Source organism: Vibrio sp. 10N.247.311.51 (assembly GCF_041467855.1).
Taxonomy (GTDB): domain Bacteria; phylum Pseudomonadota; class Gammaproteobacteria; order Enterobacterales; family Vibrionaceae; genus Vibrio; species Vibrio coralliirubri.
Genome location: NZ_JBFSVK010000011.1, coordinates 43,143 through 70,027 on the forward strand (window position 1 = coordinate 43,143; position 26,885 = coordinate 70,027).

Sequence of the window (26,885 nt, forward strand, 5' to 3'; positions counted from 1 at the left end):
TTTCTAATTCACAGCGAACCTGATCATAATCTTGGGTCGTTTGATTACGATGAAGTTTGCGAAGTGTTGCTTGCTCCACGTGACTTAGCTTTGTAATTGTGCAACCAACAACAAAACAACCCGATGCACAAACCCCAAAATGCACTGCCGATCCCCAGTAAATTGGTGCCAGAAGCAGTGAATAAGAAAGTAAGCAGTGCAGGCTCTCGATAGTGGGTGTCTGCCATCGAAACAGCTAAACAATTCATCAAGGTCGGCATCACCGCTAAGCCAGCAACCGCAATGACAATCTCGGAGGGCACAGCGCTAAACAGCGACACAAATGACATCCCCATCACGCCAGCTAACAAGTAAAACCCGCCCATACAGATCCCCGCCATGTAACGTGTCTTTGGATTACTATCCGCATTCGGGCCCATGCAAATAGCGCCCGTAATCGCTGCAAGGTTATACGCAAAACCGCCAAATGGTGCGAAGATCAAACCTGTCACCCCAGTGGTAGTAATGATCTTCGATGAATCGACTTGGTATCCGTTCGCTTTTAGAACCGCAAATCCCGGTAAGTTCTGTGAAGCCATCGTCACTATAAACAATGGGATACCGACACTGAACAACGAAAAGAACTCAAAATCGGGCGTGATGAACACTGGGGTCGTTAATCCCATAGTCACCTGACTGACATCGAGTTTGCCAAAACCCACACACATGACCAGTGCGATGATGAAAATGCTTGGGATCAGTAAATTTCCTAACCGCGCTTTCGCCAGAATAAATACAGCGAGCATGACCGCGATGACTTGTGCCTCTTCCATTAACGACGTGAACAAACCTAATCCGAATTGCAATAAAATCCCCGCGAGCATCGCTGAGGCAATCGATGTTGGGATCTGTTTTAGGACTTTCTCAAATATCCCCGCTAATCCAACTAACGTGATCAACATCGAACTGAACAAAAACACGGCCACAGCCTGATTCATTGTCAGCCCTTCAAGAGATGTGATTAACAACGCCGCACCAGGCGTCGACCACGCTGTAACCACAGGCTTCTTGTAGTAAAACGAGAGCAGTATTGTGGTTACGCCCATGCCAATTCCCAACGCCCAAAACCATGACGCCACTTGCTCTTCGGTTGCTCCAGCACTCATTGCCGCTTGGAAAATAATCGCCGCGGCGCTCGCATAACCAATGAAAACAGCGATAAAGCCGGTACTGACGTGAGAAAATTTTAGCTTAGTCATGTTAATTTATTCCTGCGTGCGTTATAACGTCCATAGACCAAACCTAGCACTGTGCGCTATAGCGCACAACTTATTTGTAAAAAACTTGTAGAGAAAGTATGCAAACAGAAATTAAAGTTGGTGTTAACTTGAAACGCCTTCGCCAAGAAAAAGGCTGGAGCTTAGACAAAACAGCGAAAGAAACTGGCGTGAGCAAAGCAATGCTAGGACAAATTGAACGTGGAGAATCCAGCCCGACAGTCGCTAAGCTCTGGCAGATAGCTTCTGGGTTCGAGGTGTCACTTTCGAGCTTTATCGCGGCTAGCCCAAACAGTGAACTGACGAGTTTATTCAGAGACGCAAACGAACTAAGACATGAGGAATACAACATTGGCTTTTTCGTCAGTTTGTTGTTTCCTTTTGAGGAAGCACTAGGGTTTGAAATATTCGAACTCACCCTAGCACCCAATTACCAGCATGAGTCCGCCCCACATAACGCAGGCGTCACTGAGCACATCTTATGCATTTCAGGAGAGATGGCCGTGATGTTTGATGATGAGTGGCATACGTTACGCGCAGGACAAGCCGTTCGCTTTAATGCTAACCAGAACCATGGCTACAAAAATACCGGTGAAGGAAACGCCGTATTTCATAATGTGATTCACTACCCTAATAACAAGCAATAGTGCCGGACTTGGCGCTAACGTATGTTTAGTTCTAACCGGATCTTTAGTACTAACGAAAGAGCTGGCAGACCACTGGCTGTTACTAACTTAAAGCGACTATACGTTGACGACCATGCTGCCATCTTCGGCTTGATAACGAGCCCATAGTTGAGAAAGGTTTTCTTTATTAAGCTGTATCTCTTTTTCTTTCAGAAACGCTTTGTTGTGCAGCTTCGAATACGAGCGCTCAGCAAGGTCACAGCTAAATGTAACGATGGTTTTTCCTTTCCCCATTCTAGCCGCAGCGTATAGTGCACCAGCTACGTTCAATGACGAACTGCTTCCTAGAAGAATACCGTCATGCTCCGCAACAAGTCGGGATATCGTCACCAAATCCTGATCGGGAAGCGTGATGGCACGATTGATTTTTGCCTGCCTGAAATTTTCAACCGTCCGCATGATCCCTATGCCTTCCGTGAACGAACTTCCCGTTGATTGATAGTGTCCATTACGTAGAAACGAATAAATGCCAGACCCATTTGGATCAACTAACCAAGTTTCGAGATTGGGTTTCTGCTCAGATAGATAATGTGAGTTTCCGGCAATGGTTCCACCGGTCCCTACCACAGAAACTAGAGCATCAATATTCCCTTGGGTTTGCTGCCATATTTCCGGTCCAGTATTTAAATAGTGCGCTCGATAATTACTGAGATTTTCGAACTGATCTGCCCACCAATAATTTTCATTTTCGACACCGATCCGCTTGGCCGTGTGGTAAAAGTGTTCAGGATTTGCAAAAGGACAAGGGTCGACCAGTAACAGTTCAGCGTTATAAAGCGAGATCATACGCTCTTTCTCTTGTGCCTGCCCTTTTGGCATCACCACCAACATTTTGTAACCGAGGGATTTAGCGACTAGAGCAAGGCCGATCCCCGTATTTCCTGCGGTACCTTCAACGATTGTCATCCCTGGCTTAAGCTTGCCAGCTTCGACTGCATCCATAACCAACTGAAGGGCCGCTCTATCTTTAATCGAACCACCTGGGTTCTGATGTTCGCACTTAAGAAGGATCTCACAACCTGAGATCTCTGAAAGACTGTTGATTCTAACAAGATCAGTATCACCAATCAGTTCACTGAGATTGTTTGCAACACGGGCAGATGACATCGGGACTCCATTTATTTATTGAGCATGAATTTGTTCATCGATTGATTTGTCGATGATCATAAGCGTAGCTCTGACACCTGCTTAGTCAAGGAGTGCCGAAATCGAAAAGACTCTCATTTTCAAAATAACAATTATAATTAGGAGTGACCGATTAGATTGAGGGTAAATAAGATGTTTCTAAAAGAGAAAAAAAGCGGTGACCTCGTAGATGTTACTGAAATGACCAAATTAACCAACTTATTTCAAGACAGTATCGAAGGTCGGTTTCAAGCAGGTGAAGAACAGCAAGACCCCGAGATGTTTAAAAAGTCCGAACTGATGTTTATGTCAGGTGAAGAGTTACCTCGATGCTGGACAGATCCAAACTACCGCTCAGGGACTAAATAACCTTAGTTCTTCCAGAGTACCCGATGAGTCGCAATTGAGGCTCTGTTCTGAAACCGTTTGACGAACGCCTTATAAGCTATCCCCCTGTTAAAACGTTCAGACGCATCTTTACTAGACACAAAAAAGCGAGCCACTTGGGCTCGCTTTTCATTATCTGGTTTTCTTAGACTCTATTACAGAAGTTCTACCGACTGTTGAGCAATCACGAACTCTTCGTTGGTTGGGATAACCATTGCTACCGCGTCTAACATTTCAGACTTAGCGATGATGCCTTCAGCACCAAAGCGAGCAGATTCGTTACCTGCTACATCTTCAACGAAACCAAGAATCTTAAGGTTGCTTAGGATCTCACGACGAATTGGTAGAGAGTTCTCACCGATACCGCCAGTGAAGATGATGCCGTCTAAAGAGTCTAACGTTGCAAGGTAAGAAGCAATGTATTTTGATACGCGGTAAGTAAACACCTCAAACGCAAGCTTAGCGCCTTCATGGCCCTCTTCCATTGCTTCTAAGATGCCACGAGCATCGCTCGTAAGACCAGACACGCCAAGGAAGCCAGACTCCTTGTTTAGAGAGTTAAATACTTGCTCTTGTGACCAGCCTTTCTTAAGAAGGTATTCGATGATGCCTGGGTCTAGGTCACCACAACGTGTGCCCATCATTAGGCCAGAAAGTGGTGTGAAGCCCATTGAAGTATCAACACTGTTACCGTCTTTGATTGCACATACAGATGCGCCGTTACCCAGGTGAACAGAGATGAAGCTAGATTTTTCGATAGGCTTGTTAACCATCTTCGCAGCTTCACGGCTAACGAAGTAGTGGCTCGTACCGTGGAAACCGTAACGACGTACGCCGAAGTCTGTGTATAGCTCTTTTGCGATTGCACCAGTGAATGCACGTTGTGGCATTGTTTGGTGGAAAGCCGTATCAAATACAGCAAATTGAGGTAGAGAAGGGAAAGCTTCAATCGCAGCACGGATGCCGACAGCACCTGCAGGGTTATGAAGTGGAGCTAGGTCAGATAGGCTTTCAATTTCGTTCGTTACTTCTTCAGTAATACGAACGGTTTGAGTGAACTTCTCACCACCGTGAACGATACGGTGACCGATAGCCACGATATCAGCAGTGAAGCCTAGATCTTCCATCAGGCCAACCAATTTGCCAATGGCAATTTTGTGGTGGTTATCTTCGCCTTGAATGGCAATTTCAGTTTTCTCGCCTTGATATTTCCAGCTCATACGAGCATCTTCAAGACCAAAACACTCCCCTAGGCCACTTAATACTGCTTCACCAGAAACAGAATCGATTACAGCAAATTTTAGGGATGAACTACCCGAGTTAATAACCAGAACAAACGAATTAGACATTGGATATGGATCCTGTTTCAGTACGAATTGGATGAAGTGTTTACTTCAATTTTAGTTAAGTCCATTATTCAATAATTTTTGAATCTTTCAACTTTTGTTTTGAAAAAATCACTAAATGAACACAATTAAGTTGATCTTAGTCATCAAATTATTTATTTCGAGAGCGAAATTAAAAAATAGTTGAATAAGAAAATTAATGAACAGGTGACGCAAACGAGTGCTCACGTTATTTTTAACTTGATTCAGTTAATTAGAACGACTCGGACAAATGCAGGTAATCCGCTTAGAAAACAACCCCCCTTCCCTTTCGTCTGCTTATCATTACCGATAACTTTTTGCTCGATTTCTCAATTGCTCAGTGTTTTCATCAAAAAGCTCACTGGAGTTGAGAATAGTAATCCGATCTTCTTTTGATAGCCTTCGAGCACAACTCTACAAACAGATGCACTGTAACGCCGCTTAGATAGCCTTCGCTCTTTGTTTTAGCATCTTGTAGCACGTTCTTTCAGTATAGGCTTAGAACGCGATACAGCTAAGTTTAGGCACTAACATTCGTTCTAGGCGCGATGCTTAGTTTCATGGACGAAGCTTGATTAAAGTAAGCTGGCTGCATATATCGAACCAACCAAAGCTTAAGTTCAAATAGCAGGCACAAAAAAGCCGAGCATTACGCTCGGCTTTTAAATTCAGTGTCTAGACTAAAGCGTCTAAGCGACAGGTTGATTAACCTTCGTTGCGCTCTGGACGACGACCACGGTTACCACCGCCATTGCCGTTACCATGGCCACGTTCGCCACGGAAGTTACCACGGTGATCGCCACCACGGTTACGGTCGAAACGACGTTCGCCATCACGTCCGCCAGCAGAGTTACCATCGCGAGCACCATCACGGTTGCCACGGTATCCACCACGACCGCCTTCACGGTTACCACCTTCGCGGTTGCCGCCTTCACGGTTACCACGGTAGCCGCCACCATCACGACCGCCACGGTTGCCACCACGGTTGCCATCACGACCGCCGCCGCCACGACGAGGCTCACGGAAGTCATTGAAATCAACAACTACAGCGCCAGCTTCTTTTTGACGAATGCGAAGTTTGCTTAGCTTACCAGCAGTTTCAGAGTTCATTGCTTTTGGCAGTTGAACGTAAGTAGAACCTTGGTCTAGCTTGATAGCACCGATAGAACCTTTAGTTAGGCCAAGTTCGTTTGCTAGTGCGCCAACGATGTCTTTAACCTGAACGCCTTGCTCACGGCCAACTTGTAGTTGGTAAGTATCCCAATCTTGAGTATTGAAGTTGCGACCACCACCGTCACGGCCGTTGTCACGATCTTCACGACGCTCTTTGCGACGGTTCTTATCACGCTCAATAGCAGCGATCATTGGGTCTTCGCCAACGTAGAATAGTGGGCTCTTACCTTGCTGACGCTTAAGAAGCATTGCAGCTAGAGTAGCAGCATCAACTTCTAGAGACTCTTGAAGAGTAGAGATAAGACCTGCAAAGTTTTCTAGTGCTTTGCTTTCTTTCTCAGTTTCAAGTTCAGCGCCAAGCTTAGCAACACGTGCAGCAGCAACTTGGTCACGTAGAGGAAGTTGGATTTCTTCCATTTGAGACTTAGTTACACGCTCGATTGTGCGAAGCATGCGAATTTGGTTAGTGCGAACTAGTAGGATCGCTTTACCTTTACGTCCAGCACGGCCTGTACGACCAATACGGTGGATGTAAGATTCAACATCGAATGGGATGTCGTAGTTGAATACGTGAGTGATACGTGGAACATCAAGACCACGAGCTACAACGTCAGTTGCAACTAGGATGTCGATAACACCTTGTTTGATGTGATCAACAGTACGCTCACGTAGAGACTGAGGAATATCACCGTGCAGTGCAGCAGCTTTGAAGCCACGTGCAGATAGCCAATCAGCTAGACGCTCAGTGTCTTGACGAGTACGTACGAATACGATTGACGCGTCAGTTTCTTCAGTTTCTAGAAGACGAGACATTGCTTCGTCTTTTTCTACGCCTTTAACAACCCAGAAGTTCTGCGCTACTTTATCAACTGTGTGGTTAGTACCAGCAACGTCAACTTTAGCCGGGTTACGTAGGTAACGGTCAACAATAGTCTTAACCATTGGAGGCATAGTTGCAGAGAAAAGTACACGTTGTGCAGATTCTGGAGCTTGCTCTAGGATCCAAGTAACGTCATCTACGAAGCCCATTTTTAGCATTTCATCTGCTTCATCAAGAACAAATGTGTGTGCTTCATCTAGGTGTAGACGGTCACGAGTTAGTAAGTCTTTAACACGACCTGGAGTACCAACAACAATGTGAGCACCGCGGCTTAGAGCACGCATTTGGTCAACAATTGAAGCACCACCGTAGATTTCAATAACCTTAAGACCTTTGATATCACGGCCAAGGTTTTTGATTTCCGCAGCAACTTGAATCGCTAGCTCACGAGTAGGAGCCATGATGATTGCTTGTGGTTTGTGTTGGTTCAGGTTGATTTTGTTAAGTAAAGGCAGAGAGAATGCTGCTGTTTTACCAGTACCAGTCTGTGCTTTACCTAGTGCGTCACGGCCTTCAAGAAGAAGAGGAATAGCTGCTGCTTGGATTGGAGTCGGAGAAACGAAACCCATGCTATCAAGAGCTGAAAGAATGTTATCGTTTAGGGCTAATTCATTAAATTGAATTACAGATTCGGACATTGGGATCCCACTATATATAAGTAAACAAAAGGTCCCGGGAGCTCTATCAATTCCAATACTGATCCAATCAGATACTGATTCCATTCAGAGTTACGAAGCAGTAATAAAACACTTCAAGCCATTAGGGACGTCTAAGGGAGGCGGATTATTCCCTAAACGCATAAAAAAAGCCAGAAAAAATTGAAATACATCACATATTTTTCGGTTTTCTATCAATACTGACTATCATATCGTCAAAACTTGATGAATATCTCGTCAGGGCGATAGAGTTCGACCAAATTGATAGAGTTAAATAAGAGGGCAATTAATTTACGCTCTCTTCGGCTTTAAGTAGTAATCGGGCCTCGCAATGATTATAGTGTGCTCAATTGTTCTCGTTAGATAAAAGTCAAATGTTTCAAGATAATCCTCTACTCGCTCAGCTCAAGCAGCAAATCCAAGAAACCCTCCCTAAAAAGGAAGGTACTATCAAAGCCACTGAAAAAGGCTTTGGTTTTCTCGAAGTTGATAGCAAAACAAGCTTCTTTATCCCACCTCCATACATGAAGAAATGTGTGCACGGTGACAAGGTGATTGCCATCATTCGCACAGAGAAAGAGCGCGAAGTAGCAGAGCCTGAGGAATTGGTTGAACAAGGTCTTACTCGCTTTATTGCGCGAGTTAAGCTTTTCAAAGGCCGATTGAACGTTGTTCCTGATCACCCGCAGCTGAAGAAACTGCAACTTAAAGCGAAAGCAATGAAGGGTCTGAACCCTGAAACGCTTAAAGAAGGTGACTGGGTTGTTGCTCATATCGTTCAACACCCATTAAAAGGTGACAATGGCTTCTTGGCTCAGATCTCTGAGAAAATCACAGACGCTGACGACAAGATTGCACCTTGGTGGGTAACGCTGGCACAAAACGATCTACCAAACAGCGAGCCTGAAGGCATCGACAACTGGCTAATCAACGATGACGCCGATCTTGAACGTGTAGACATGACGCACGTCCCTTTTGTGACTATCGATGGCGAAAGCACAAAAGATATGGATGACGCGCTTTACGCGAAGAAGAAAGAGAACGGTGATTTTGAACTGACTATCGCAATTGCTGATCCAACGGCTTACATCTCTCCAGATGATGCGATGGATAAAGTGGCACGCGAGCGCGGTTTCACTATCTACCTTCCTGGTCGCAATATCCCAATGTTGCCTCGTGATCTTGCTGATAACCTATGTTCACTGATCGAGAACGAAGTTCGTCCTGCACTTTGCTGCACAGTAACGGTATCTAAAGATGGCGTTATCGGTGATGACATTAACTTCTTCGCTGCAAACATCAAATCTCATGCTCGTCTTGCTTACGACAACGTATCAGACTGGCTAGAGACAGGTGCATCAGAGAAATGGCAACCATCAGAAGAGATTGCTGCAATTGTTTCTGATCTTCACCAATTTGCTCAAGCACGTTCAGCATGGCGCTCAGCAAACGCTGTTGTGTTCCCAGACCGCCCTGACTACCGCTTTGAACTGAGCGAAGATAACGATGTTGTTGCTATCCATGCTGACATGCGTCGTAGCGCAAACAAGCTGGTTGAAGAATCAATGATCAGCGCGAACATCTGTGCGGGCCGAGTACTAAAAGAAAGCTTCAACCAAGGTGTGTTTAACTGCCACTCTGGTTTCAAGGCTGAGAAAGTTGCTGACGTTCTTGAACTGGTAAACCCGCAAGCGGAAACACCGTTCACTGAAGAGCAAATCGTTTCTCTAGAAGGTTTTGCTACTCTGCGTCGTTGGTTAGGCTCTTTAGACAACAGCTACTACGACAACCGTATTCGTAAATTCCAAGCGTACAGCGAGATCAGCAATGAGCCTGCACCGCACTACGCGATGGGTTTAGATATTTACGCAACTTGGACTTCTCCAATTCGTAAATATGGCGACATGATCAACCACCGTATGCTGAAAGCACACATCTTAGGTAAAGCGCCAATTCAAACACCAGATGAAACCATTGGTGATGAACTTGCCCTGCACCGCCGTCACCACGGCATGGCTGAGCGTAATGTTGGCGATTGGTTGTATGCTCGCACTCTAGCTAATGCTCCAGCAGAAGAAACTCGTTTCCAAGCTGAGATTTTCGATATTAACCGTGCAGGTATGCGTGTACGTTTACTTGAAAATGGTGCTGCTGCATTTATCCCTGGATCTCTCATTCTTAATAATAAAGAAAGAATAGAGTGCAACGGTGATATGGGTACTGTATCTATCGATAAAGAAATGGTATACAAACTGGGAGACGTTTTAGAAGTAGTTCTCTCAGAAGTTAATCAGGAAAACCGTAACTTAGTAGCAAAACCTACTCAAGTATTTGCGGACTTGCCTAGCGAGCCTGAAACGACAAACGAAACCGAAGCTTAAAGGCTTTAACAGCTACAGCTTTCAAAGTTACGGCTTTCAAGGTCAAAGCTTTCAAGGTCAAAAGCTTCAAAGGTTCACTTCTAAAGGCGCTAATTATTAGCGCCTTTTTTGTAAATGTCTCATGCTTAAACAATACTTAAAAAAAACAATCAATAAGCAATCAATTTACAACGTCAAAGAAGCTCACTATGTCATCAATCACAGTTACTCAGTTCAGAAACTTCATTCCCAGGAGACGAGAACGTTATCCTGCCTCTAAAAACGGTATCTTTATGGTATCGAAAGGCAGCATTTCTTTTGTGCTACCCAATGGTACTCAAGCCTCGTTGCAAGCGGGAGATTTCACCCTTTACAATTCAGGTCAGATTAAAGACATCACGGTTAACACTGAAAATGGCGAATTCAGCGCAACCTGCTTAGATTTAGATTTGGCTATCTTTCAGAAGTTCATTAATCAGTTCAGCGATTTAGAGTCCGCTCGAATCCCAGATAAGTACATTAAGTTCAATCAAACAGATACTGAGCTCTGTCAGTTGAAAGATCTCATCATGTCACTCGCCAACTCTTCGTCTCAGAATGACTACGCACTCACTCAGTTAGGCTTAAGCTTGCTGTCTTTGATGGTTGAACAGTACCCTGCTCTATTGGCTATTATTGCTCGAGCTTCAAGGTTAACCGTGACCCAAAGAGTCATTCATTACATCGAGCAAAACATTGAAAACAATATCTCTTTGGATACGCTCGCCAGTTACATGGGAATGTCACCGGCTACGCTTAAACGTCGCTTATCCGCTGAAGATCTGTCGTTCTCAAACCTATTAAAGATAAAACGTATTGCTCATGCAGCCACTCAGCTAAGAACATCGGATAAGTCGATCACTCAAATCGCGTATGAGTCCGGTTTTAAAAGTGCCGCTCACTTCAGCACGGCCTTTAAAACGTATCATGGCAAAACACCAAAAGACTTCCGATCGCTAGTGGCACAAGCACAACTGCAAAGCGTAAAGCCGCAAGTTTAAACAAACAAAGCAATAGATTGATGTGAACGTCTTAGTTGGGAACTGGTGTAACCCAAGTGGCTTCAATATTAAGCCACTTGGATGTGAGATGAGATCATTTGGCTTTGGGGTTGAGTTTTGAGACTCATCGATTCAGCTTTTAGACTAAGTTATTAAGCTTTGAGATTAAGCTATTAAGCTCCGGAATAAACTATTTAGCTTTACGAACAGGCCACCAGCAAACGTGAAGCCTGAGTGACTATGACCAGAAATACGATTTAGGGTCTTTTTCTATCTCAACCAAGATAGCATCAAGATCCTTTGATTTAGGAAGGTACGGATAAGGCCCCCAATTCACAGAGTCGGTTTCGACATCCCCTTCAAGCGGCACCATCACTAACCAACAAGATAACGACTCATCAAAGGTCACGCAGGCGATCTCGTTTGTATAGTCACTGTGAGATGAGTCGAGTAGATAATGCGCCTGAGAAAACAGCACACCACCCTCACACTCTTCATATAGGGATTTACCTAGCTCGACAGGTAAACTGCGATTTCGAGATGTACAGAGCTTCTCAGCCCCAATTAAAAGACGATTCAGTTCGATATGAATAACGGACATAACACCCCTTGTAACTTCATAGAAACTTCTAAGTAGTGAATTCCTCTACTTAGCTTAGGACTCAACAAACATTTTAGCGAACAAGCGCAATCAAAATACCCGCCCTGCTCCCAGAAACGAATCTTGCTTTCGTAAACCCCAAAAGCTATGACTCATCAAGTGAACAGCTATACATCAAGCGTATGGAATTTCACAAAAGTGTCATATAACCGACCTATCATATGCGACAAATGTTATTAACTAGGAGTTGTTTATGTTACGAGTCGCGCTTGCCTCTCTTTTATCCTTAGCCCTGTCTTCTCATGCTGCTTTAGCACAAGAAACCACTATTTCGGGCTCCACTTCAGTATCACGAGTGATGGATGTATTAGCTGAGGAGTACAACAAGACTCACCCTGATAACTATATTGCGGTTCAGGGCATTGGTTCTACAGCAGGTATTACCATGGTTAATAAAGGTGTCTCTGACATCGGTATGAGCTCGCGTTATTTAACCGACCGCGAACAGGACGATAAGTTGAAGGTATTTCCAATTGCCTTTGACGGCCTAGCTGTCGTAACTAACCGCTCAAATGCTGTAAGCAACGTTACACGTGAGCAGCTGTTCGATATCTACAAAGGCAAAATCACGAACTGGAAAGCTGTGGGTGGCGCAGATCAGCCTATCGCAGTTGTCACTCGCGAAGCGTCTTCTGGTTCACGCTATAGCTTCGAAAGCTTGCTTGGTTTAACGAAGATCATTAATGACCGTCTAGTGTCTGACATCAACCCAAATAACTTGGTTGTAAACAGCAACAGCATGGTTAAAACGATTGTTAACCATAACCCACACGCGATTGGTTTTATCTCTGTTGGTTCAATCGACCGTTCGATTAAGGCAATTACATTTGAAGGCGTAGAGCCAACATCTAAGAACATTGCTAACCACAGCTATGAATTGGCTCGCCCATTCTTGTTGCTGCATAAGACAGACTCAGTTTCTGACGAGAGCAAAGACTTCATCAAGTTCGTGAAGTCAAAGCAAGGGCAAGACCTTATCGAAGAGTACGGCTACACTCGCATTAAATAAGTGAGTGAGTTTTATCTTATGAAAAAAAAGAGAGAGCATTAAGCTCTCTCTTTTTTTTGGAATCTATATAGTTCGTTTAGAAGTGAAGTTGAATCACTGAAACGATCACAGCGCCAGGACGACGAATACCTTCGATTTCTACGCGGATTTCGCGTTCAATCTCTAGGCCTTTCTTAATTGGCGTTACTTTTGTTAGCGTACTTTTAGCACGAACGTTACTGCCCGATTTAACAGGGTATGGGAAACGTACTTGGTTAAGACCAATGTTTACGACCATCTTCGCTGTTGGGAATTGAGACTTGTCAGGGTCAACACTGTCAGTCAATCGAGGAAGCAGAGATAACGTTAAAAAACCATGTGCGATGGTTGTTTTGAACGGCGAATCTGTTTCCGCTTTTTCAGGCTCAGTGTGAATCCACTGCATATCTTCAGTAACAAGGCCGAACTGGTTAATACGGTCTTGACTTACATTGATCCAGTCGCCAGTATGGATGACTTCACCGATCTGCTGATTAAGCTCATCAAACACAAGTTGTGCTTCTGGCTTAAGTACGATCGGCTGTTCTACCGGCATCTCTGGTGCATCTTCATTGACAGCAGGTTTGTGGTGATCACGAACCCACGCAAAGAAATGGCTATTTTGCGTACGATTAAGAAAGTCGCCCCAGTAATCTCTAAGAGCTGGAGACATCCATTGCATAAACTCTGAGTGTTGCGAAGACATGCTATCGCCTCGGTGTTTAAATAAATCAATGACTTTCATAAGAACCTCAATGCACAAAAAATTTCAATATAACTTCGTAATTTTGAAACACTTCACACTATTGTGCAAATGTTTTCGAGCATACAACCGTTAGCTGAACCTTGTTAAAATCATATTAAACATACACTTACCAATAAAACATCATTTTATTACAAAACCCAAATTAGAGTGTTAGCTCTATCACATAACAAACATTTGTTTATATAAAAGGCATTTTTATTCATAAGTGGAATAAAAAAAGGCTTAGCGCAATGCTAAGCCTTAGTTTTTACAAGGAATTAGTTTCCGAGGGTTAGTCTTGTAAGAGACGACTCTTACAAGACACTCAATCCCCTATTCGTCATCAAGCGGAACCAGTTTGGTATTACCACCGTGTGCTTTCTCACGCTTACGTTGCACGAATGCGTAGAAGCCAGGGATTAGGAACGTACCCGCCAATAACACACACAACAGACCGCCGATCAGTGAAATACCCAGAGAGTTCTGACTCACGTGGCCTGCGCCCGCAGCGAAGATAAGCGGGAAAATACCTAAGATGAACGACCAAGACGTCATGTTCACAGCACGGAAACGCAGCGTACCGCCCTTCACCGCCGCATCTTCAATCGGTGCATCTTTCTCTTCACGCTCAACCTTTGCGAATTCCACAATCAAGATTGCGTTCTTCGCGGCCAAGGCTATCAAGAGAACCAAACCAATCTGTGCATATAGGTTCAACGGTGTGCCCGTTAGATTCAACGCTAAGAAGGAGCCTAAGGTTGCGACAGGTACCACGAGGATAATCGCAATCGGTATTGTCCAACTCTCGTATTGAGCCACCATAAACAGATAGATGAAGATCAGAGCCAGTGCGAAAGCAAAGATCGCTTGGTTACCTGCTAGTACTTCTTGGTAAGCCATGCCTGTCCATTCGTACTGATAACCCTGAGGCAATACTTCTGCAGCTACGCGTTCCATTGCCGCAATCGCATCACCACTTGAGTAACCTTCTGCAGGTTGACCTTGAATCACCGCACTGCGGTACATGTTGTAACGCCATGCTACATCCGGTTCAAAGATCTGGTCGTAAGTCACCAATGTGCTTAACGGGATCATCTCGCCATTAGACGAACGAACGTGGAATCGTTGTAGGTCGTCCATGCTGCTACGGTGTTCACTGTCAGCTTGCATGGTTACGCGGAAGTTCTTACCAAACATGGTGAAATCATTCACGTACAGAGAACCTAGGTTACCTTGTAGTGTTTGGAAGATTTCCGACAACGGAATACCAAGTTGCTGCGCTTTCTCACGGTCAATGTCGACATAGTAGTGCGGTACATTGGCACGGAAGGTACTGAATGTATGTGAAATCTCGGGCTGTTTAGCGGCCTCTGCAATCACGTCATTCATAACCATCGCTAGATCAGTTCGGCTACGACCTAATGTATCTTCAAGAACGAACTCAAAACCAGAAGCTGCCCCCATACCCGGTACTGCTGGAGGTCCCATTGCAAATACAATCGCTTGAGGCAATTCTGTTGCTGCTCGACCGTTAATACGTTGTGAGATAGCTTGCGCTGAATGTTGACCGTCCAGTGCGTTACGCATATCCCAATCATGCAGTTTGATAAATAACGAGGCACCATTCGAAGCAGAAGCGCCCGTCATGAATGCATAGCCATTAACCAATGTTACGCCATCAACACCCGGTTCTTGCTCAACCATCTCTAGCAATTGCTCAGTCACATCTTCTGTACGAGACAGTGATGCCGCGTCAGGAAGTTGCACGTTAACCAGTAAGATGCCTTTATCTTCTTGAGGTACAAATGCCGTAGAGGTGTTTTTCGCGAAGTAAGTTACCGCCGCTAGCGCCACAACAAAGAAGGTAAACAGTAGAACACCCTTTTTCACAAGGAAGCCTGCAATTTGACCGTACTTGTTGGTTACGGATTCAAGACCACGGTTAAACGCTTGGTACCAACGTGCTGTGTTACCACCGCCCTGTTTAAGAACCAATGAACACAGTGCTGGTGACAGCGTTAGAGCGTTAATAGAAGAAATAACAACCGCAATACAGATAGTCAGAGCAAACTGACGATACATGATGCCGGTGATACCTGGCAGCATCGCTACTGGAATGAATACTGCTAACAGAACCAATGTAGAAGTAATGATCGGACCCGTTACTTCTTTCATCGCGATGAGCGTTGCTTTACGCGGTGAAATGGTTGGGTCTTTAGCAATCGTGGTATCAACGTTCTCGATAACCAAGATCGCATCATCTACTACGATACCAATTGCTAGTATCAAACCAAACAGGGTTACCGTGTTGATGGTGAAACCGGTCATCTGCATGATGGCAAACGTACCAATCAAAGATACCGGAATCGCAACCACAGGAATCAAGGTTGCACGCGCACTACCCAAGAACAGGTACGTTACCGCAATAACCAGCAAGATAGCTTCGATAAGTGTTTTGACTACCCCTTTGATCGACTCAGCAACGAATACTGTCGTGTCATAGCTCGCCTCATAAGCAACGCCTTCAGGGAAGTTTTTGCTTAGATTGTCCAGCATCGCCATTACCGCTTTACCACTTTCTAGCGCGTTAGCGTCTGATTGAAGTGACAGCGTTACGATTGAAGCGTCTTGACCACGATATTTACCATTGCCGTCGTAGAACTTTTTACCAAGCTCAACACGTGCGATGTCTTTTAAGTAAACCGTTGAACCATCTTGGCTAGCGCGAAGCACAACATTTTCAAACTCATCAGCCGTTTCTAGTCGGCCTTTGGTTACCAAGTTGAACTGCACTTCTTGTGCGTTGTCGTAAGGTGCTGCACCAATACGGCCAGCCGCTACCTGAACGTTCTGTTCAGCCAAGGCGCGATTCACGTCAGAGGTGGTTATATTGAGGTTAGCCATTTTCTCAGGATCTAACCAAACACGCATCGCGTATTCACCACCACCCAATACGTTAACTTCACTGATGCCCTTCACACGAGCCAGCTGATCTTTAATGTTCAAGTTCACGTAGTTGATCAGGAATTGGTCGTTGTACTCACCGTTTGGCGAGTAGAAGTTCAATACCATCAACAGATCCGGAGAACGCTTCTTAACCGTTACACCCACCATTCTTACTTCTTGTGGAAGCTTCGATTCGATCTGAGCAACTCGGTTCTGAACGTTGACCTGAGCCATATCTGGATCAGTACCAACATCAAAGGTCACGTTAAGGTTGTATGAACCATCGTTAGCACTTTTAGAAGACATGTAGATCATATCTTCTACGCCGTTAACCGACGTTTCTATGGGGTCGGCTATCGCCTGTTCCACCACTTCAGCACTTGCGCCCGTGTAGAATGCCGAAACACTAACCGACGGTGGACTAATTTTTGGATATTCAGCCACTGGCAAGATAGCGAGAGAAATCGCACCCGCCAGCGTTAAGATTATGGATATAACAAGGGCGAACTTAGGCCTTTGAATAAAGAAACGACTTAACATAAATAGTCCCCTTACTCAGCTTGTTCAGCAGAAGCTTGAATACGAACAGACATACCATTACGTACACGCTGTAGGCCTTGAGTAATGACCGCGTCGTTATTCTCTAATCCAGAATGAACAATCACGCCACCTTCAATCTGGCGACCCATCTCGATGTTTCTACGCTCAGCAACGGGTTCGGCTTCGCCTTCAACCAATACCATCACGAAGTCACCTTCGAGGTCAGTTTGCACTGCGCGACGAGGAATAGTCACAACATCAATAGGTTGTTTTTCACGTAGATCAACGCGAACGTGTTGGCCTGGAAGTAGCTGCTGATTCGGGTTGTCAGCAATCGCGCGCATCGCGATCGTACCAGTATTGAGGTTGATACGGTTGCCCAAGAAGTCAAGCTGACCTAAGTGTTCGAACGCTTCACCGTTCTCAAGCATGATCTGAACTTCAACACCTGCAGAGTCGCTGCTGCCATCGCCTTCGATGCGGTCCATACCCAGCTCAATACGCTCACGCTCACTGATGCTGAACGATGCGTGGATTGGGTCTAGGCTAACCAACGTAGTCAATACACCTGAAGACGGTGAAACCAGATCACCCGTGCTCACTTTGGTATCGCTAATACGGCCAGAGAACGGCGCGATGATTTTAGTATGAGAAAGCTGAACATTCGCAGCATTTAGCTGTGCTTGGCTTGCTTCAAGCTGTGCTTGTGAACCTAACAAGTTTGCGGTTAATGCATCAAATTCAGATTGAGAGATACTGCCTTTCGGGAGTAGATTTTTACCACGATTAAAATCAAGCTCAGCTTTTTTAAGGTTCGCGTTCGCTTGAGCAACAGACGCTTTTGCGCTTGCTACTTCGGCTTCAAACGAAGAAGGTTCAATCGAGTAAAGCAATTGACCCTTTTCAACCATTTGGCCTTCATTGAAATGACGGCTTTGTAGATAGCCCGAAACTTGCGCTGTGATAGCCGTGTCTTCAACGGCTTCAATACGACCGATATACGACTTACTTTGCTGGTGAGAAACAACGCTAACATCCTGTACAGCTACGAGAGGTAGAGGCGCTTGCTTGGCATTTTGAGCATCTTGCCCACATCCAGCAAGAATAAGAGAGCTTGCAAGAGCCGTAAGGATCAACTTTTTACGCATGGTTATACCGTCACTTATTAGTATTTGAACAGCATAAAATTTACGTAACACACTCGTTACCATTGTCCGAGGAATATCAATTATAACTAGCTAAAGTGTATCAATATGTTAATTGAAACCAAGTGCTTATAAAGTAATTACAAACACGCTACAATTCCTAAGTAAATCAATCTCTCAGCTTTTGTTCTCTATGGATATTGTCTAACATAATGTATTGTCAGGCAGATAAGCATTCACATTTAATTGTTAAGGAATTTTCATGATTTCAAAATGGGCTAAACGTTTCTATCAAATGGCGGAATTGGTCGGTTCTTGGAGTAAAGATCCTTCAACTCAAGTCGGCGCCGTAATCACTAAGCACAACCGTATTGTTTCCGTTGGTTTTAATGGCTACCCACATGGCGTGTCTGATAGTGCGGATACTGATGACAGAGAGATGAAGTACCTCAAGACACTTCACGCTGAAGAAAATGCGATCTTATTCGCCAAGCGTGATTTGGACAGTTGTGAGATCTGGGTGACGCATTTCCCTTGTCCAAACTGTGCAGCAAAAATCATCCAAACAGGTATTTCAGCAGTACATTGCCCAGAGCAAAGTGAAGATTTCCTTTCTCGCTGGGGCGACAAGATTAAAGTTAGCCAAGATATGTTTGAGCAAGCTGGTGTACAAGTGGATTGGTTACCACTCGCTGACCTAGATTAAGCTAACAGATAGCAAGAACAAAAAAGCCGAGAGTCGATATTATCGCTCTCGGCTTTCTGTTATTTGGACTTATAGTTTGGAAGCTATAATTTAGAGGCTATAGCTTGGTCACTATAAACTCATGAGCAAACTAAGCGTTCGTTGGGAATGCTTCCGCGTACGCTTCCATAAAGTCTTTACGAATATCTTGCTCTAAATGAATCGCTTTTTCGGTCGGACAGAAGATCATAAAGTGCACTTCTTGCTCACCTGTCGAACTGCTTGTGATATGGATATGAGGCTCAGAACCCGGGAGGTCAACGCCAGCGTGCTTTTCGATCACACCGTTGTAACGGCGCGCAACATCGATAAACTCTTCGCAATGCTCTTCAATTTTCACAATAAGACCCGGTACCATAGGGTATAGGTTTACAAAGTCTTTCACCGTCACAAAAAAGTTATGATAAACATAACGCTTCATGAAGTTGAGGTTCTTTACCGGATAAGTGAAGAACATGCTATTAGGCAGCGTGGCTGTCTTGCCAGTGAAATGATATTGCCCATGATACAAATCGATTTCTTGAATCACAGTCGCCATCAAATTGTGCTCAATCACCTCACCGCTGATTTTACCCACTTCGATCCAGTCGCCGATTCTAAATGAGCGAGAACTCGCACGCTGAATAGAACCGGTGAAACACAAAATGATCTCTTTAGATGCGACGACTATAGCAACAGCAATGGCTGTTACCGACAGCGCAAACTCGCTGATTTCGGATTTCCACAGCACAAATAACGTTACAACAATAATCGCGAATGTGCCGTTTTTGGTTCGTGACATCCAGTTACGTTGGTCTTCGCTAAGGAAAGCAACATCACCTCTTATTTGAGATAAGGTGATTCGGCGAATGATTAAAATAATAGTGATAATCAACGCACTAAAAATAAACTTATGAGCGAGTAGAAAATCAATTACTTGCCACAACTTTTCCATTACTTATTCCTTTAGCTTTATAACGACGAGCTTTACAACAATTAGCATTTTCACGATTAGCGGAAACTTCGCTATGAAAAAGCGCTCAATTGTTGAGCGCTCGATTTCATGCTTTTATCAGCTATTGGTAAGGCTATCATTTTATCTTGGCAGAAGTAATAAATTGGCCAAAAGTTTCACACCAAATCACAACCGTATTAAATCGATTAAGATCAGTACCTTCGGGAAGCTCAACCATAAAGCGGTCGAATGTTTTCACATCTCCGACTCTCAGTAACTCATTCTTGCTGTCATTGAAAGCTTGCTCGGTTTCAATGAACTTAGGTGAGAGGTAAACCTTGTAATCAGGCCCCGGCGCCAATTCACCTTCAAAAGCGATCGCACTTTCAGATACTGAGACGATGCCTTCTCCCCAGTGCAAGAAGTCACTGTCTTGTCGATCTTTAGTAAACTCGCCCGTGTAGATAGCCTGCTCACTGATCGCTTCAACAGAACTCGAAGAAGGAGAGTCAGGCTCAATCAAGATAGGTAATGCGTAAACACCCAGCCCAAAACCAAAAGCACCCACGGCTAAGTGGGTGCAAAGTAAAACTAACTTTTTCATCGCGTACTCCCTTATGCTTAAAGAGAGTATTATTGAATACTCTCAAAAATACAAAGAGATATAACGCTCTGATGCTCTATTTTTGGTAATGCGTCGCTGTACGTTGAGACAATTCGACAATCACTTTTACCGCTTGCTCCATGCCTTGAATGGTAATGAACTCATGAATACCGTGGAAGTTGTAGCCACCAGTAAAGATATTCGGACATGGTAGCCCCATGAAAGATAAGCGAGCACCGTCTGTACCACCTCGGATCGGCTTGATCATTGGCTCAACATCGCACTCAATCATCGCTTGCTTTGCTAATTCAATAATATGTTGATGCGGTTCAACCATCTCTTTCATGTTGAAGTAGCTATCGGTTAGCACCAGCTCAACACGGCCTTTCTCAAGGCGCTCATTCAGCTCATCGACTTTCTGTTGCATGAATGCCTTACGCGCTTCTACACCCTCACGTTCAAAATCACGGATGATGTATCCCAGTTCAGAGCGAGCCACACCCATTTCCGCCGATTTCAGGTGGTAAAAACCTTCATAACCTTCTGTGCACTCTGGTGTTTCTTGCGCAGGCATCATCAATTGGAATTGCGCTGCAATGTTCATCGAGTTCACCATTTTACCTTTTGCGGTACCCGGGTGAACGTTCACGCCATGACAGATAACATCAGCGCTCGTGGCATTGAAGTTCTCAAATTCCAACTCCCCTACTGGGCCACCATCGATGGTGTACGCCCACTCGGCGCCAAATTTTTCAACGTCAAACAGGTTCGCACCGCGACCAATCTCTTCATCCGGCGTGAAACCAATGCAGATGTCGCCGTGTTTGATGTCTGGATTCGCTTTCAGGTAAGCAATTGCACTGATGATTTCAGCGATGCCCGCTTTGTTGTCGGCACCAAGCAGAGTTGTGCCGTCAGTCGTAATCAGGTCGTGACCATGTAAAGAATCAAGGTCTGGGTATTGGCTTGGATTCAAACTCTCGCCACTTTCCCCTAATTCAATCGTTCCACCTCGGTAATCTTTAATCACTTGTGGTTTCACGTTGGCGCCTGATGCGTCAGGAGCGGTATCCATGTGTGCCACAAAGCCAATCGCAGGCACTGGATAATCGACATTCGACGGCAGTTTCGCCATCAAGTATCCATTGTCATCTAAAGACACATCAACTAAGTCTAATGCCACCAATTCTAACTTTAAGGCTTCAGCAAAGGTAATTTGACCCGGTGAACTTGGGCATTGCTGATTAGAAGGATCGGATTTGGTATCAAAAGTAACGTAATTCAGAAAACGTTCTACAAGCTTTTCCATAATTCATCTCACCATGGATTAAGTAATTGATTTACTGACCTAATTATTATGCCGATAAGCGATGTATTTTTAGAAACATACGAACGCAGAGTCAGTAGCGAAGTTTTTCATCTTACGCCCCTGACCATGTATGTAATTGCTCTAAATCATTATTGTGCGAAATTTGATGCGCTTCCTATACTTGAAAACAGAGGGTTTCGTCAGTTCAACATTGCATACGGATGATAAGAGATCGCTTTGTACGCATTCTACGCCCTCCGATCTCAGCCTAACAAAAGTACAAAGTGGATGATGATCACAATTTATCCTTGATGCAGAATCTGTCATACGTTACACGGAGACACAGTTATGACGATTAATAAATATTTCATTTTCTCTCCTCAAGCCTCTGAGGAAACGCTTCGACCAGTATTAACTGAGAAAGAAGTTCAAAGGCAGGAAGCTCTAAGACAGGCGCAGACCCAGGGTGGGTTAGACACAAACGCGACCTCGTAACTCAATGAATACCTAGCACTATCAAGACCCCTATAAAAAAGCTCTACGCTCTATCCTGTAGAGCTTTTTTTATTTTTAATCTGTTCTCCTCTCCCTCACTCCCAAAAAAGCTGAACATTAAACCTTCGCTCATTGCTTGTTGTTCTTCAATTTTCGCTCACCGTTTGGCTCATAGTTTCTCGCGAATGTATTTTCACGCATTACACACCCTAGCTTGCAGCGCTGAGAAATGACTCACTAAACTCCCCGATGCCATACCTTGTCGTGTCATTTTGTGCTAATAATTCATATTCGTTTTCATTCCTCACTCGCCCTCTTTTCAAAACTATAATGCGAGTACCAGAGAACCTAACCACAGGAACCCCGAATTCAATGGAATATTCAAAGCTAGGAAGTAGTCAAATTCCCGTTTCCCGTATCTGTCTTGGCAGCATGACTTGGGGGCTACAAAATACGCAACAGCAAGCCGACCAACAGATTGAGTACGCATTAAGCCAAGGTATTAACTTTATCGATACTGCAGAGATGTACGCAGTTCCACCTTCTCCAGATACCTACGGAAAAACAGAAGCGATCATTGGTAAGTGGTTATCGCGTAACCCACAGCGTCGACAAGAGTTGATCATTGCGAGCAAAATTGCCGGGCCTGGGCTTCCTTGGGTTCGAGATGGTGGCCCGATAACCGGTGAAGCTGTGATCGCCGCGGTTGATGCGTCATTAAAACGCCTACAAACAGACTATATCGACCTTTACCAACTTCACTGGCCAAATCGCACAACGCCTCACTTTGGTAAGCATTTCCCGAATCACATTCGATTCAGTGATATTGACCGAAAGCAGCATGAAGCTGAGATGTTGGAAATCCTACAAGCACTGGCAAGCTGCATTAAGGCGGGGAAAATTCGCCATGTCGGACTTTCAGATGATTCTACTTGGGGCATTAACACTTACCTCAAGCTGAGTGAAAAACACGATTTGCCACGTATGGTTTCGATTCAGAATGAATTTAGCCTACTGCACGCAAAAGACTGGCCATATCTGATTGAGAACTGTGTGCATGAAGATGTCGCTTACCTGCCATGGTCACCTTTAGCTGCAGGCATGTTGAGTGGAAAGTACATCGATGGCGCAAGACCGGAAGGCAGCCGTTGGACTTACATGCAACGTAAAGGCATTTTTCGTGATACTGAATCTGCCAATGAAGCGGTTAAAGGCTATGTTGAAGTGGCGAATGCTCATGGGTTCACTCCGAGCCAACTGGCATTGGCTTGGTGTAATCAAGTTGATGGGGTGACGTCCACCATCATTGGTGCAACGACCATGGAGCAGCTAAAAGAGAACGTAGCCGCTTTCAGTAAACCGTTATCAGAAGAGATCCTAACTGATATCAACACAGTCTTTAAGCGCTACCCGGCTCCGTATTAGGCTGTCAGTTCAGCTTAACTTAGGTAAGTAAATCCCATAAGAGCGCGCTATTTAGTGCGCTTTTCTTTTTTAAGTGGATCGCTTTTGCTTTTTATATGGATCGCATTGAGTCATCACGCTTTTGGTTCGCCAACCTTTGCTCTATAATGCGCGGGCTTATATCTAGGATAAAAACATGATTTCAAAAAACCAATTAAAACTCCTTCGTGCTTTGGGTCAAAAGAAACAACGTAAAGCCCACGGCCTGTTTCTAGTTCAAGGTGAAAAGAACGTTCTTGAGCTGTTCAATAGTGACTTAGTGGTGAAGAACGTCTTTGCTACCGCTGATTTCTTATCTGAAAATCATGCTTCACTGATTGAGTTTGATTGTGTTGAAGCCTCGCTGGATGATCTAACCAAAGCGAGCACTTTGGTCAGTAACAACGCAGCGATTGCGGTTGTTGAGATCCCAACGTTTGAACTACCAGAAGCAACAGGACTGATGATTGCACTTGATGGCGTTTCAGACCCTGGCAACCTAGGTACGATTATTCGTGTCGCAGACTGGTATGGCATCAAGCATATTGTTGCGAGCAGCGATTGCGCAGACCCATACAACCCTAAAACGATCAGCGCGACTATGGGCAGCTTTGGCCGAGTACACGTAAGCCAAACTGACTTACCCGCTTACTTAGAGCAAGCGAACCTACCGGTTTACGGCGCATTTTTAGAAGGCGAAAGTGTTCATAATACTGAGTTTACTGCCAACGGTATTTTGTTGATGGGCAGCGAATCTCACGGTATTCGTGAACATGCGACTAAATACGTGACTGATAAGATTACCATTCCAGCATTCGGTGGCGCAGAGTCTTTGAACGTTGCAATGGCGACAGGCATTATTCTCGACAACATGCGTCGTCAGCATAGTTAATCGACTCAAGAATAAACAACTAGCCAGACTTAGCGGATACAAAGAGCAAGATTCCCTATCTTGCTCGTCCCTCACAGTAGGGAATGACGTAAAAAAGAGAATCGAAGTAAAGTTTACTTCAGCCGTCATCCTCAAGAAGGAGGGACGACTGAGTTGGGGATCTTTTTTGAGGACGGTTTATTTCAAGTAACAGAATTACTTTTCTAGCATTGCCAACTTATCAGCTACACCATTCCACTTTTCAGCGTCATCCATTGGTGCTTTTACTTCCGTTTGCACAGGCCAAATCTCAGCAAGCTCTGCGTTCACTTCGATAAAGATCTTTTGATCTTCTGGCAGTTCATCTTCTTGGAAGATTGCTTGAGCATCACATTCAGGTACACACAAGCCACAATCAATACATTCGATTGGGTTGATTACCATGAAATTTGGGCCTTCATGGAACGCATCTGCGGGGCACACTGCCACACAGTCTGTGTATTTACATTGAATACAATTATCGCCTACGACAAATGCCATGATGCTCTGCTCTATAAGTTAGTCAAAATTGAAGAATGGGGATAATACTCATCCCAAAGCAAAATTCAACATCATACGACTCTAATATCGTGTCTATTTGCTCCATGTTTCCAAATTAGTATGACAGATAAATCAATTTCTCGTAAAATGCGCGCCATTGTGAGCTTATTGCTTCTTTGAACATCAGTGTTTCCATCAAACTCTGTATTAAGAAACGATCAAGCTAAGACACCTATAAAAACGAGACATCGAAATGATACGTTTAACCGAAATTAAACTCCCTCTAGACCATGAAGAGTCTGCGATTCAAGACGCTATTGAAGCGAAACTTGGTATTAACTCTGATCAGGTACTCTCTTTTAATATCTTTAAACGTGGCTACGATGCTCGTAAGAAATCAAAGATCTTACTTATCTACACGCTTGACGTTCTCGTTGAAAACGAAGCTGACTTGTTAGAACAATTCATTAGCGACCCGCACGTAAAAGTGACTCCTGATATGGAGTACAAGTTTGTTGCTAAAGCAGTTGAGAACCAAACTGAGCGCCCTGTGGTTATCGGCTTTGGTCCTTGTGGTCTGTTCGCTGGCCTAGTGCTTGCTCAAATGGGTTTCAACCCAATCATCGTTGAGCGCGGTAAAGAAGTTCGTGAGCGTACTAAAGATACCTTTGGTTTCTGGCGTAAGCGTACACTGAACACTGAATCAAATGTGCAGTTTGGTGAAGGCGGCGCAGGTACCTTCTCTGACGGTAAACTTTATAGCCAAGTTAAAGATCCAAAACACTACGGCCGTAAAGTAATCGAAGAGTTCGTTGCTGCGGGTGCACCAGAAGAAATTCTATACGTAAGTAAGCCACACATCGGTACATTTAAACTGGTTACCATGATCGAAAAGATGCGTGCTTCTATCATCGAACTAGGTGGCGAAATCCGTTTCAGCACTCGTGTTGACGACGTTCACATGGAAGATGGTCAAATCACTGGCCTAACGCTTTCTAACGGTGAAGAGATCAAATCTCGTCACGTGGTATTGGCTGTTGGCCACAGTGCTCGTGACACGTTTGAAATGCTATACGATCGTGGCGTTTACATGGAAGCGAAGCCTTTCTCTGTTGGTTTCCGTATCGAACACAAACAATCGATGATCGATGAAGCTCGTTTCGGTAAGAACGCAGGCAACCCAATCCTAGGTGCTGCGGACTACAAACTGGTTCACCACTGTAAGAATGGCCGCACTGTATACAGCTTCTGTATGTGCCCAGGCGGTACTGTAGTAGCGGCAACGTCTGAAGAAGGCCGCGTAGTAACTAACGGCATGAGCCAATACTCTCGTGCAGAGCGTAACGCAAACAGCGCAATCGTTGTAGGTATCGACCCAGAGCGTGATTACCCAGGTGACGCACTGGCTGGTATCCGTTTACAACGTGAACTAGAAAGCGGCGCTTATGTTCTTGGTGGTGAAAACTACGATGCACCAGCTCAGAAAATCGGTGACTTCTTGAAAGGTCGCGATCCAAGTGCAATCGGTGAAGTACAACCGTCATTCACGCCGGGTATCCACCTGACTGATATTTCAAAAGCGCTGCCTGATTTTGCTATCGAAGCGATTCGTGAAGCAATCCCAGCGTTCGAGAAGAAGATCAAAGGTTTCTCTACGCCAGACGGCCTACTAACCGGTGTTGAAACTCGTACGTCTTCTCCTGTATGCATCAAACGTGGCAAAGACTTCCAAAGCATCAACCTTAAGGGCTTCTTCCCGGCTGGTGAAGGTGCAGGCTACGCAGGAGGCATCCTGTCTGCTGGTATCGACGGCATTAAGGCTGCAGAAGCGCTAGCACTATCAATGGTAGAGCAGAACCAAGCTGAGAAGATTGAGATCGCTTAAGCGCTTTCAATAAAGCAAAGCTAGATTTCGATTAACCAAAACTAAAAATCCAGTGTATTGTCGAC

Annotated in this window: 21 protein-coding genes; 9 read left to right on the forward strand and 12 right to left on the reverse strand. The window is 44.6% G+C overall.

Features of this window, described 5'->3' with window-relative positions:
- Positions 1-44 precede the first annotated feature (44 nt).
- Positions 45-1,238 (reverse strand): benzoate/H(+) symporter BenE family transporter, encoded by a 1,194-nt coding sequence (locus AB6E85_RS12070; RefSeq protein WP_372142802.1) that lies wholly within the window; start codon positions 1,236-1,238, stop codon positions 45-47.
- A gap of 98 nt (positions 1,239-1,336) precedes the next feature.
- On the opposite strand from AB6E85_RS12070, the gene AB6E85_RS12075 reads away from it, so the two are divergent.
- The gene (locus AB6E85_RS12075) at positions 1,337-1,903 is read left to right on the forward strand and encodes a helix-turn-helix domain-containing protein (protein WP_048610813.1); all 567 of its coding nucleotides are present in this window, start codon (positions 1,337-1,339) and stop codon (positions 1,901-1,903) included.
- Positions 1,904-1,999: 96 nt separating this feature from the next.
- On the opposite strand, the gene AB6E85_RS12080 is transcribed toward AB6E85_RS12075, so the two are convergent.
- Positions 2,000-3,049: a cysteine synthase A gene (locus AB6E85_RS12080; RefSeq protein ID WP_372142803.1), complete on the reverse strand. Its 1,050-nt coding sequence runs from the start codon at positions 3,047-3,049 to the stop codon at positions 2,000-2,002.
- Positions 3,050-3,220: 171 nt separating this feature from the next.
- Between AB6E85_RS12080 and AB6E85_RS12085 the strand changes: the two genes are divergently transcribed.
- Positions 3,221-3,436 (forward strand): hypothetical protein, encoded by a 216-nt coding sequence (locus AB6E85_RS12085; RefSeq protein WP_017067490.1) that lies wholly within the window; start codon positions 3,221-3,223, stop codon positions 3,434-3,436.
- A 173-nt stretch (positions 3,437-3,609) separates the two neighbouring features.
- On the opposite strand, the gene AB6E85_RS12090 is transcribed toward AB6E85_RS12085, so the two are convergent.
- Both AB6E85_RS12090 and AB6E85_RS12095 read right to left on the reverse strand, forming a co-directional pair.
- On the reverse strand, positions 3,610-4,803 hold the full coding sequence (locus tag AB6E85_RS12090; RefSeq protein WP_268672330.1) for an acetate/propionate family kinase: 1,194 nt from the start codon (positions 4,801-4,803) through the stop codon (positions 3,610-3,612).
- A 723-nt stretch (positions 4,804-5,526) separates the two neighbouring features.
- Entirely contained in the window at positions 5,527-7,596 is a 2,070-nt protein-coding gene (locus AB6E85_RS12095) for a DEAD/DEAH box helicase (protein WP_080582207.1), read from the reverse strand.
- Positions 7,597-7,904: 308 nt separating this feature from the next.
- Here AB6E85_RS12095 and rnb point away from each other — a divergent pair, with 308 nt between their 5' ends.
- Both rnb and AB6E85_RS12105 read left to right on the forward strand, forming a co-directional pair.
- The gene (gene rnb, locus AB6E85_RS12100; RefSeq protein ID WP_372142805.1) at positions 7,905-9,911 is read left to right on the forward strand and encodes an exoribonuclease II; all 2,007 of its coding nucleotides are present in this window, start codon (positions 7,905-7,907) and stop codon (positions 9,909-9,911) included.
- A 188-nt stretch (positions 9,912-10,099) separates the two neighbouring features.
- Positions 10,100-10,930, forward strand: coding sequence for a helix-turn-helix domain-containing protein (locus AB6E85_RS12105; RefSeq protein ID WP_372142807.1), 831 nt, complete (start codon positions 10,100-10,102; stop codon positions 10,928-10,930).
- Between the two features lie 238 nt (positions 10,931-11,168).
- Here AB6E85_RS12105 and AB6E85_RS12110 read toward each other — a convergent pair whose 3' ends face one another.
- Positions 11,169-11,531, reverse strand: a complete 363-nt coding sequence (locus tag AB6E85_RS12110; RefSeq protein WP_248402020.1) for a DUF3024 domain-containing protein — start codon at positions 11,529-11,531, stop codon at positions 11,169-11,171.
- Between the two features lie 253 nt (positions 11,532-11,784).
- Here AB6E85_RS12110 and AB6E85_RS12115 point away from each other — a divergent pair, with 253 nt between their 5' ends.
- Positions 11,785-12,600: a phosphate ABC transporter substrate-binding protein gene (locus AB6E85_RS12115; protein ID WP_048610785.1), complete on the forward strand. Its 816-nt coding sequence runs from the start codon at positions 11,785-11,787 to the stop codon at positions 12,598-12,600.
- 76 nt (positions 12,601-12,676) lie between these two features.
- Here AB6E85_RS12115 and AB6E85_RS12120 read toward each other — a convergent pair whose 3' ends face one another.
- The 3 genes from AB6E85_RS12120 to AB6E85_RS12130 all read right to left on the reverse strand — a co-directional run bounded on the left by AB6E85_RS12120 (position 12,677) and on the right by AB6E85_RS12130 (position 17,997).
- A complete protein-coding gene (locus AB6E85_RS12120; RefSeq protein WP_017059493.1) occupies positions 12,677-13,363 on the reverse strand; it encodes a MaoC family dehydratase in 687 nt (228 codons plus the stop codon).
- Between the two features lie 333 nt (positions 13,364-13,696).
- Positions 13,697-16,849, reverse strand: a complete 3,153-nt coding sequence (locus tag AB6E85_RS12125; protein ID WP_372142809.1) for an efflux RND transporter permease subunit — start codon at positions 16,847-16,849, stop codon at positions 13,697-13,699.
- 11 nt (positions 16,850-16,860) lie between these two features.
- Positions 16,861-17,997 carry an efflux RND transporter periplasmic adaptor subunit gene (locus AB6E85_RS12130; protein WP_372142811.1) on the reverse strand — a complete coding sequence of 379 codons (1,137 nt, stop codon included), beginning with the start codon at positions 17,995-17,997 and terminating at the stop codon, positions 16,861-16,863.
- 259 nt (positions 17,998-18,256) lie between these two features.
- Here AB6E85_RS12130 and AB6E85_RS12135 point away from each other — a divergent pair, with 259 nt between their 5' ends.
- Positions 18,257-18,700, forward strand: a complete 444-nt coding sequence (locus AB6E85_RS12135) for a dCMP deaminase family protein (RefSeq protein ID WP_004737813.1) — start codon at positions 18,257-18,259, stop codon at positions 18,698-18,700.
- A 130-nt stretch (positions 18,701-18,830) separates the two neighbouring features.
- Here the strand turns inward: AB6E85_RS12135 and AB6E85_RS12140 are convergent, their stop codons facing one another.
- The 3 genes from AB6E85_RS12140 to pepT all read right to left on the reverse strand — a co-directional run bounded on the left by AB6E85_RS12140 (position 18,831) and on the right by pepT (position 21,586).
- Positions 18,831-19,673, reverse strand: a complete 843-nt coding sequence (locus tag AB6E85_RS12140; protein WP_050647866.1) for a mechanosensitive ion channel family protein — start codon at positions 19,671-19,673, stop codon at positions 18,831-18,833.
- 136 nt (positions 19,674-19,809) lie between these two features.
- Positions 19,810-20,277 (reverse strand): DM13 domain-containing protein, encoded by a 468-nt coding sequence (locus tag AB6E85_RS12145; RefSeq protein WP_081230873.1) that lies wholly within the window; start codon positions 20,275-20,277, stop codon positions 19,810-19,812.
- Between the two features lie 76 nt (positions 20,278-20,353).
- A complete protein-coding gene (pepT, locus tag AB6E85_RS12150) occupies positions 20,354-21,586 on the reverse strand; it encodes a peptidase T (protein WP_065676874.1) in 1,233 nt (410 codons plus the stop codon).
- A gap of 867 nt (positions 21,587-22,453) precedes the next feature.
- Between pepT and AB6E85_RS12155 the strand changes: the two genes are divergently transcribed.
- The gene (locus tag AB6E85_RS12155; RefSeq protein WP_372142814.1) at positions 22,454-23,506 is read left to right on the forward strand and encodes an aldo/keto reductase; all 1,053 of its coding nucleotides are present in this window, start codon (positions 22,454-22,456) and stop codon (positions 23,504-23,506) included.
- A gap of 175 nt (positions 23,507-23,681) precedes the next feature.
- The gene (locus AB6E85_RS12160) at positions 23,682-24,416 is read left to right on the forward strand and encodes an RNA methyltransferase (RefSeq protein WP_372142816.1); all 735 of its coding nucleotides are present in this window, start codon (positions 23,682-23,684) and stop codon (positions 24,414-24,416) included.
- Positions 24,417-24,611: 195 nt separating this feature from the next.
- On the opposite strand, the gene fdxA is transcribed toward AB6E85_RS12160, so the two are convergent.
- The gene (fdxA, locus tag AB6E85_RS12165) at positions 24,612-24,935 is read right to left on the reverse strand and encodes a ferredoxin FdxA (RefSeq protein ID WP_010431058.1); all 324 of its coding nucleotides are present in this window, start codon (positions 24,933-24,935) and stop codon (positions 24,612-24,614) included.
- 253 nt (positions 24,936-25,188) lie between these two features.
- On the opposite strand from fdxA, the gene AB6E85_RS12170 reads away from it, so the two are divergent.
- Positions 25,189-26,820, forward strand: a complete 1,632-nt coding sequence (locus tag AB6E85_RS12170; protein ID WP_050712407.1) for an NAD(P)/FAD-dependent oxidoreductase — start codon at positions 25,189-25,191, stop codon at positions 26,818-26,820.
- Positions 26,821-26,885: the final 65 nt, after the last annotated feature.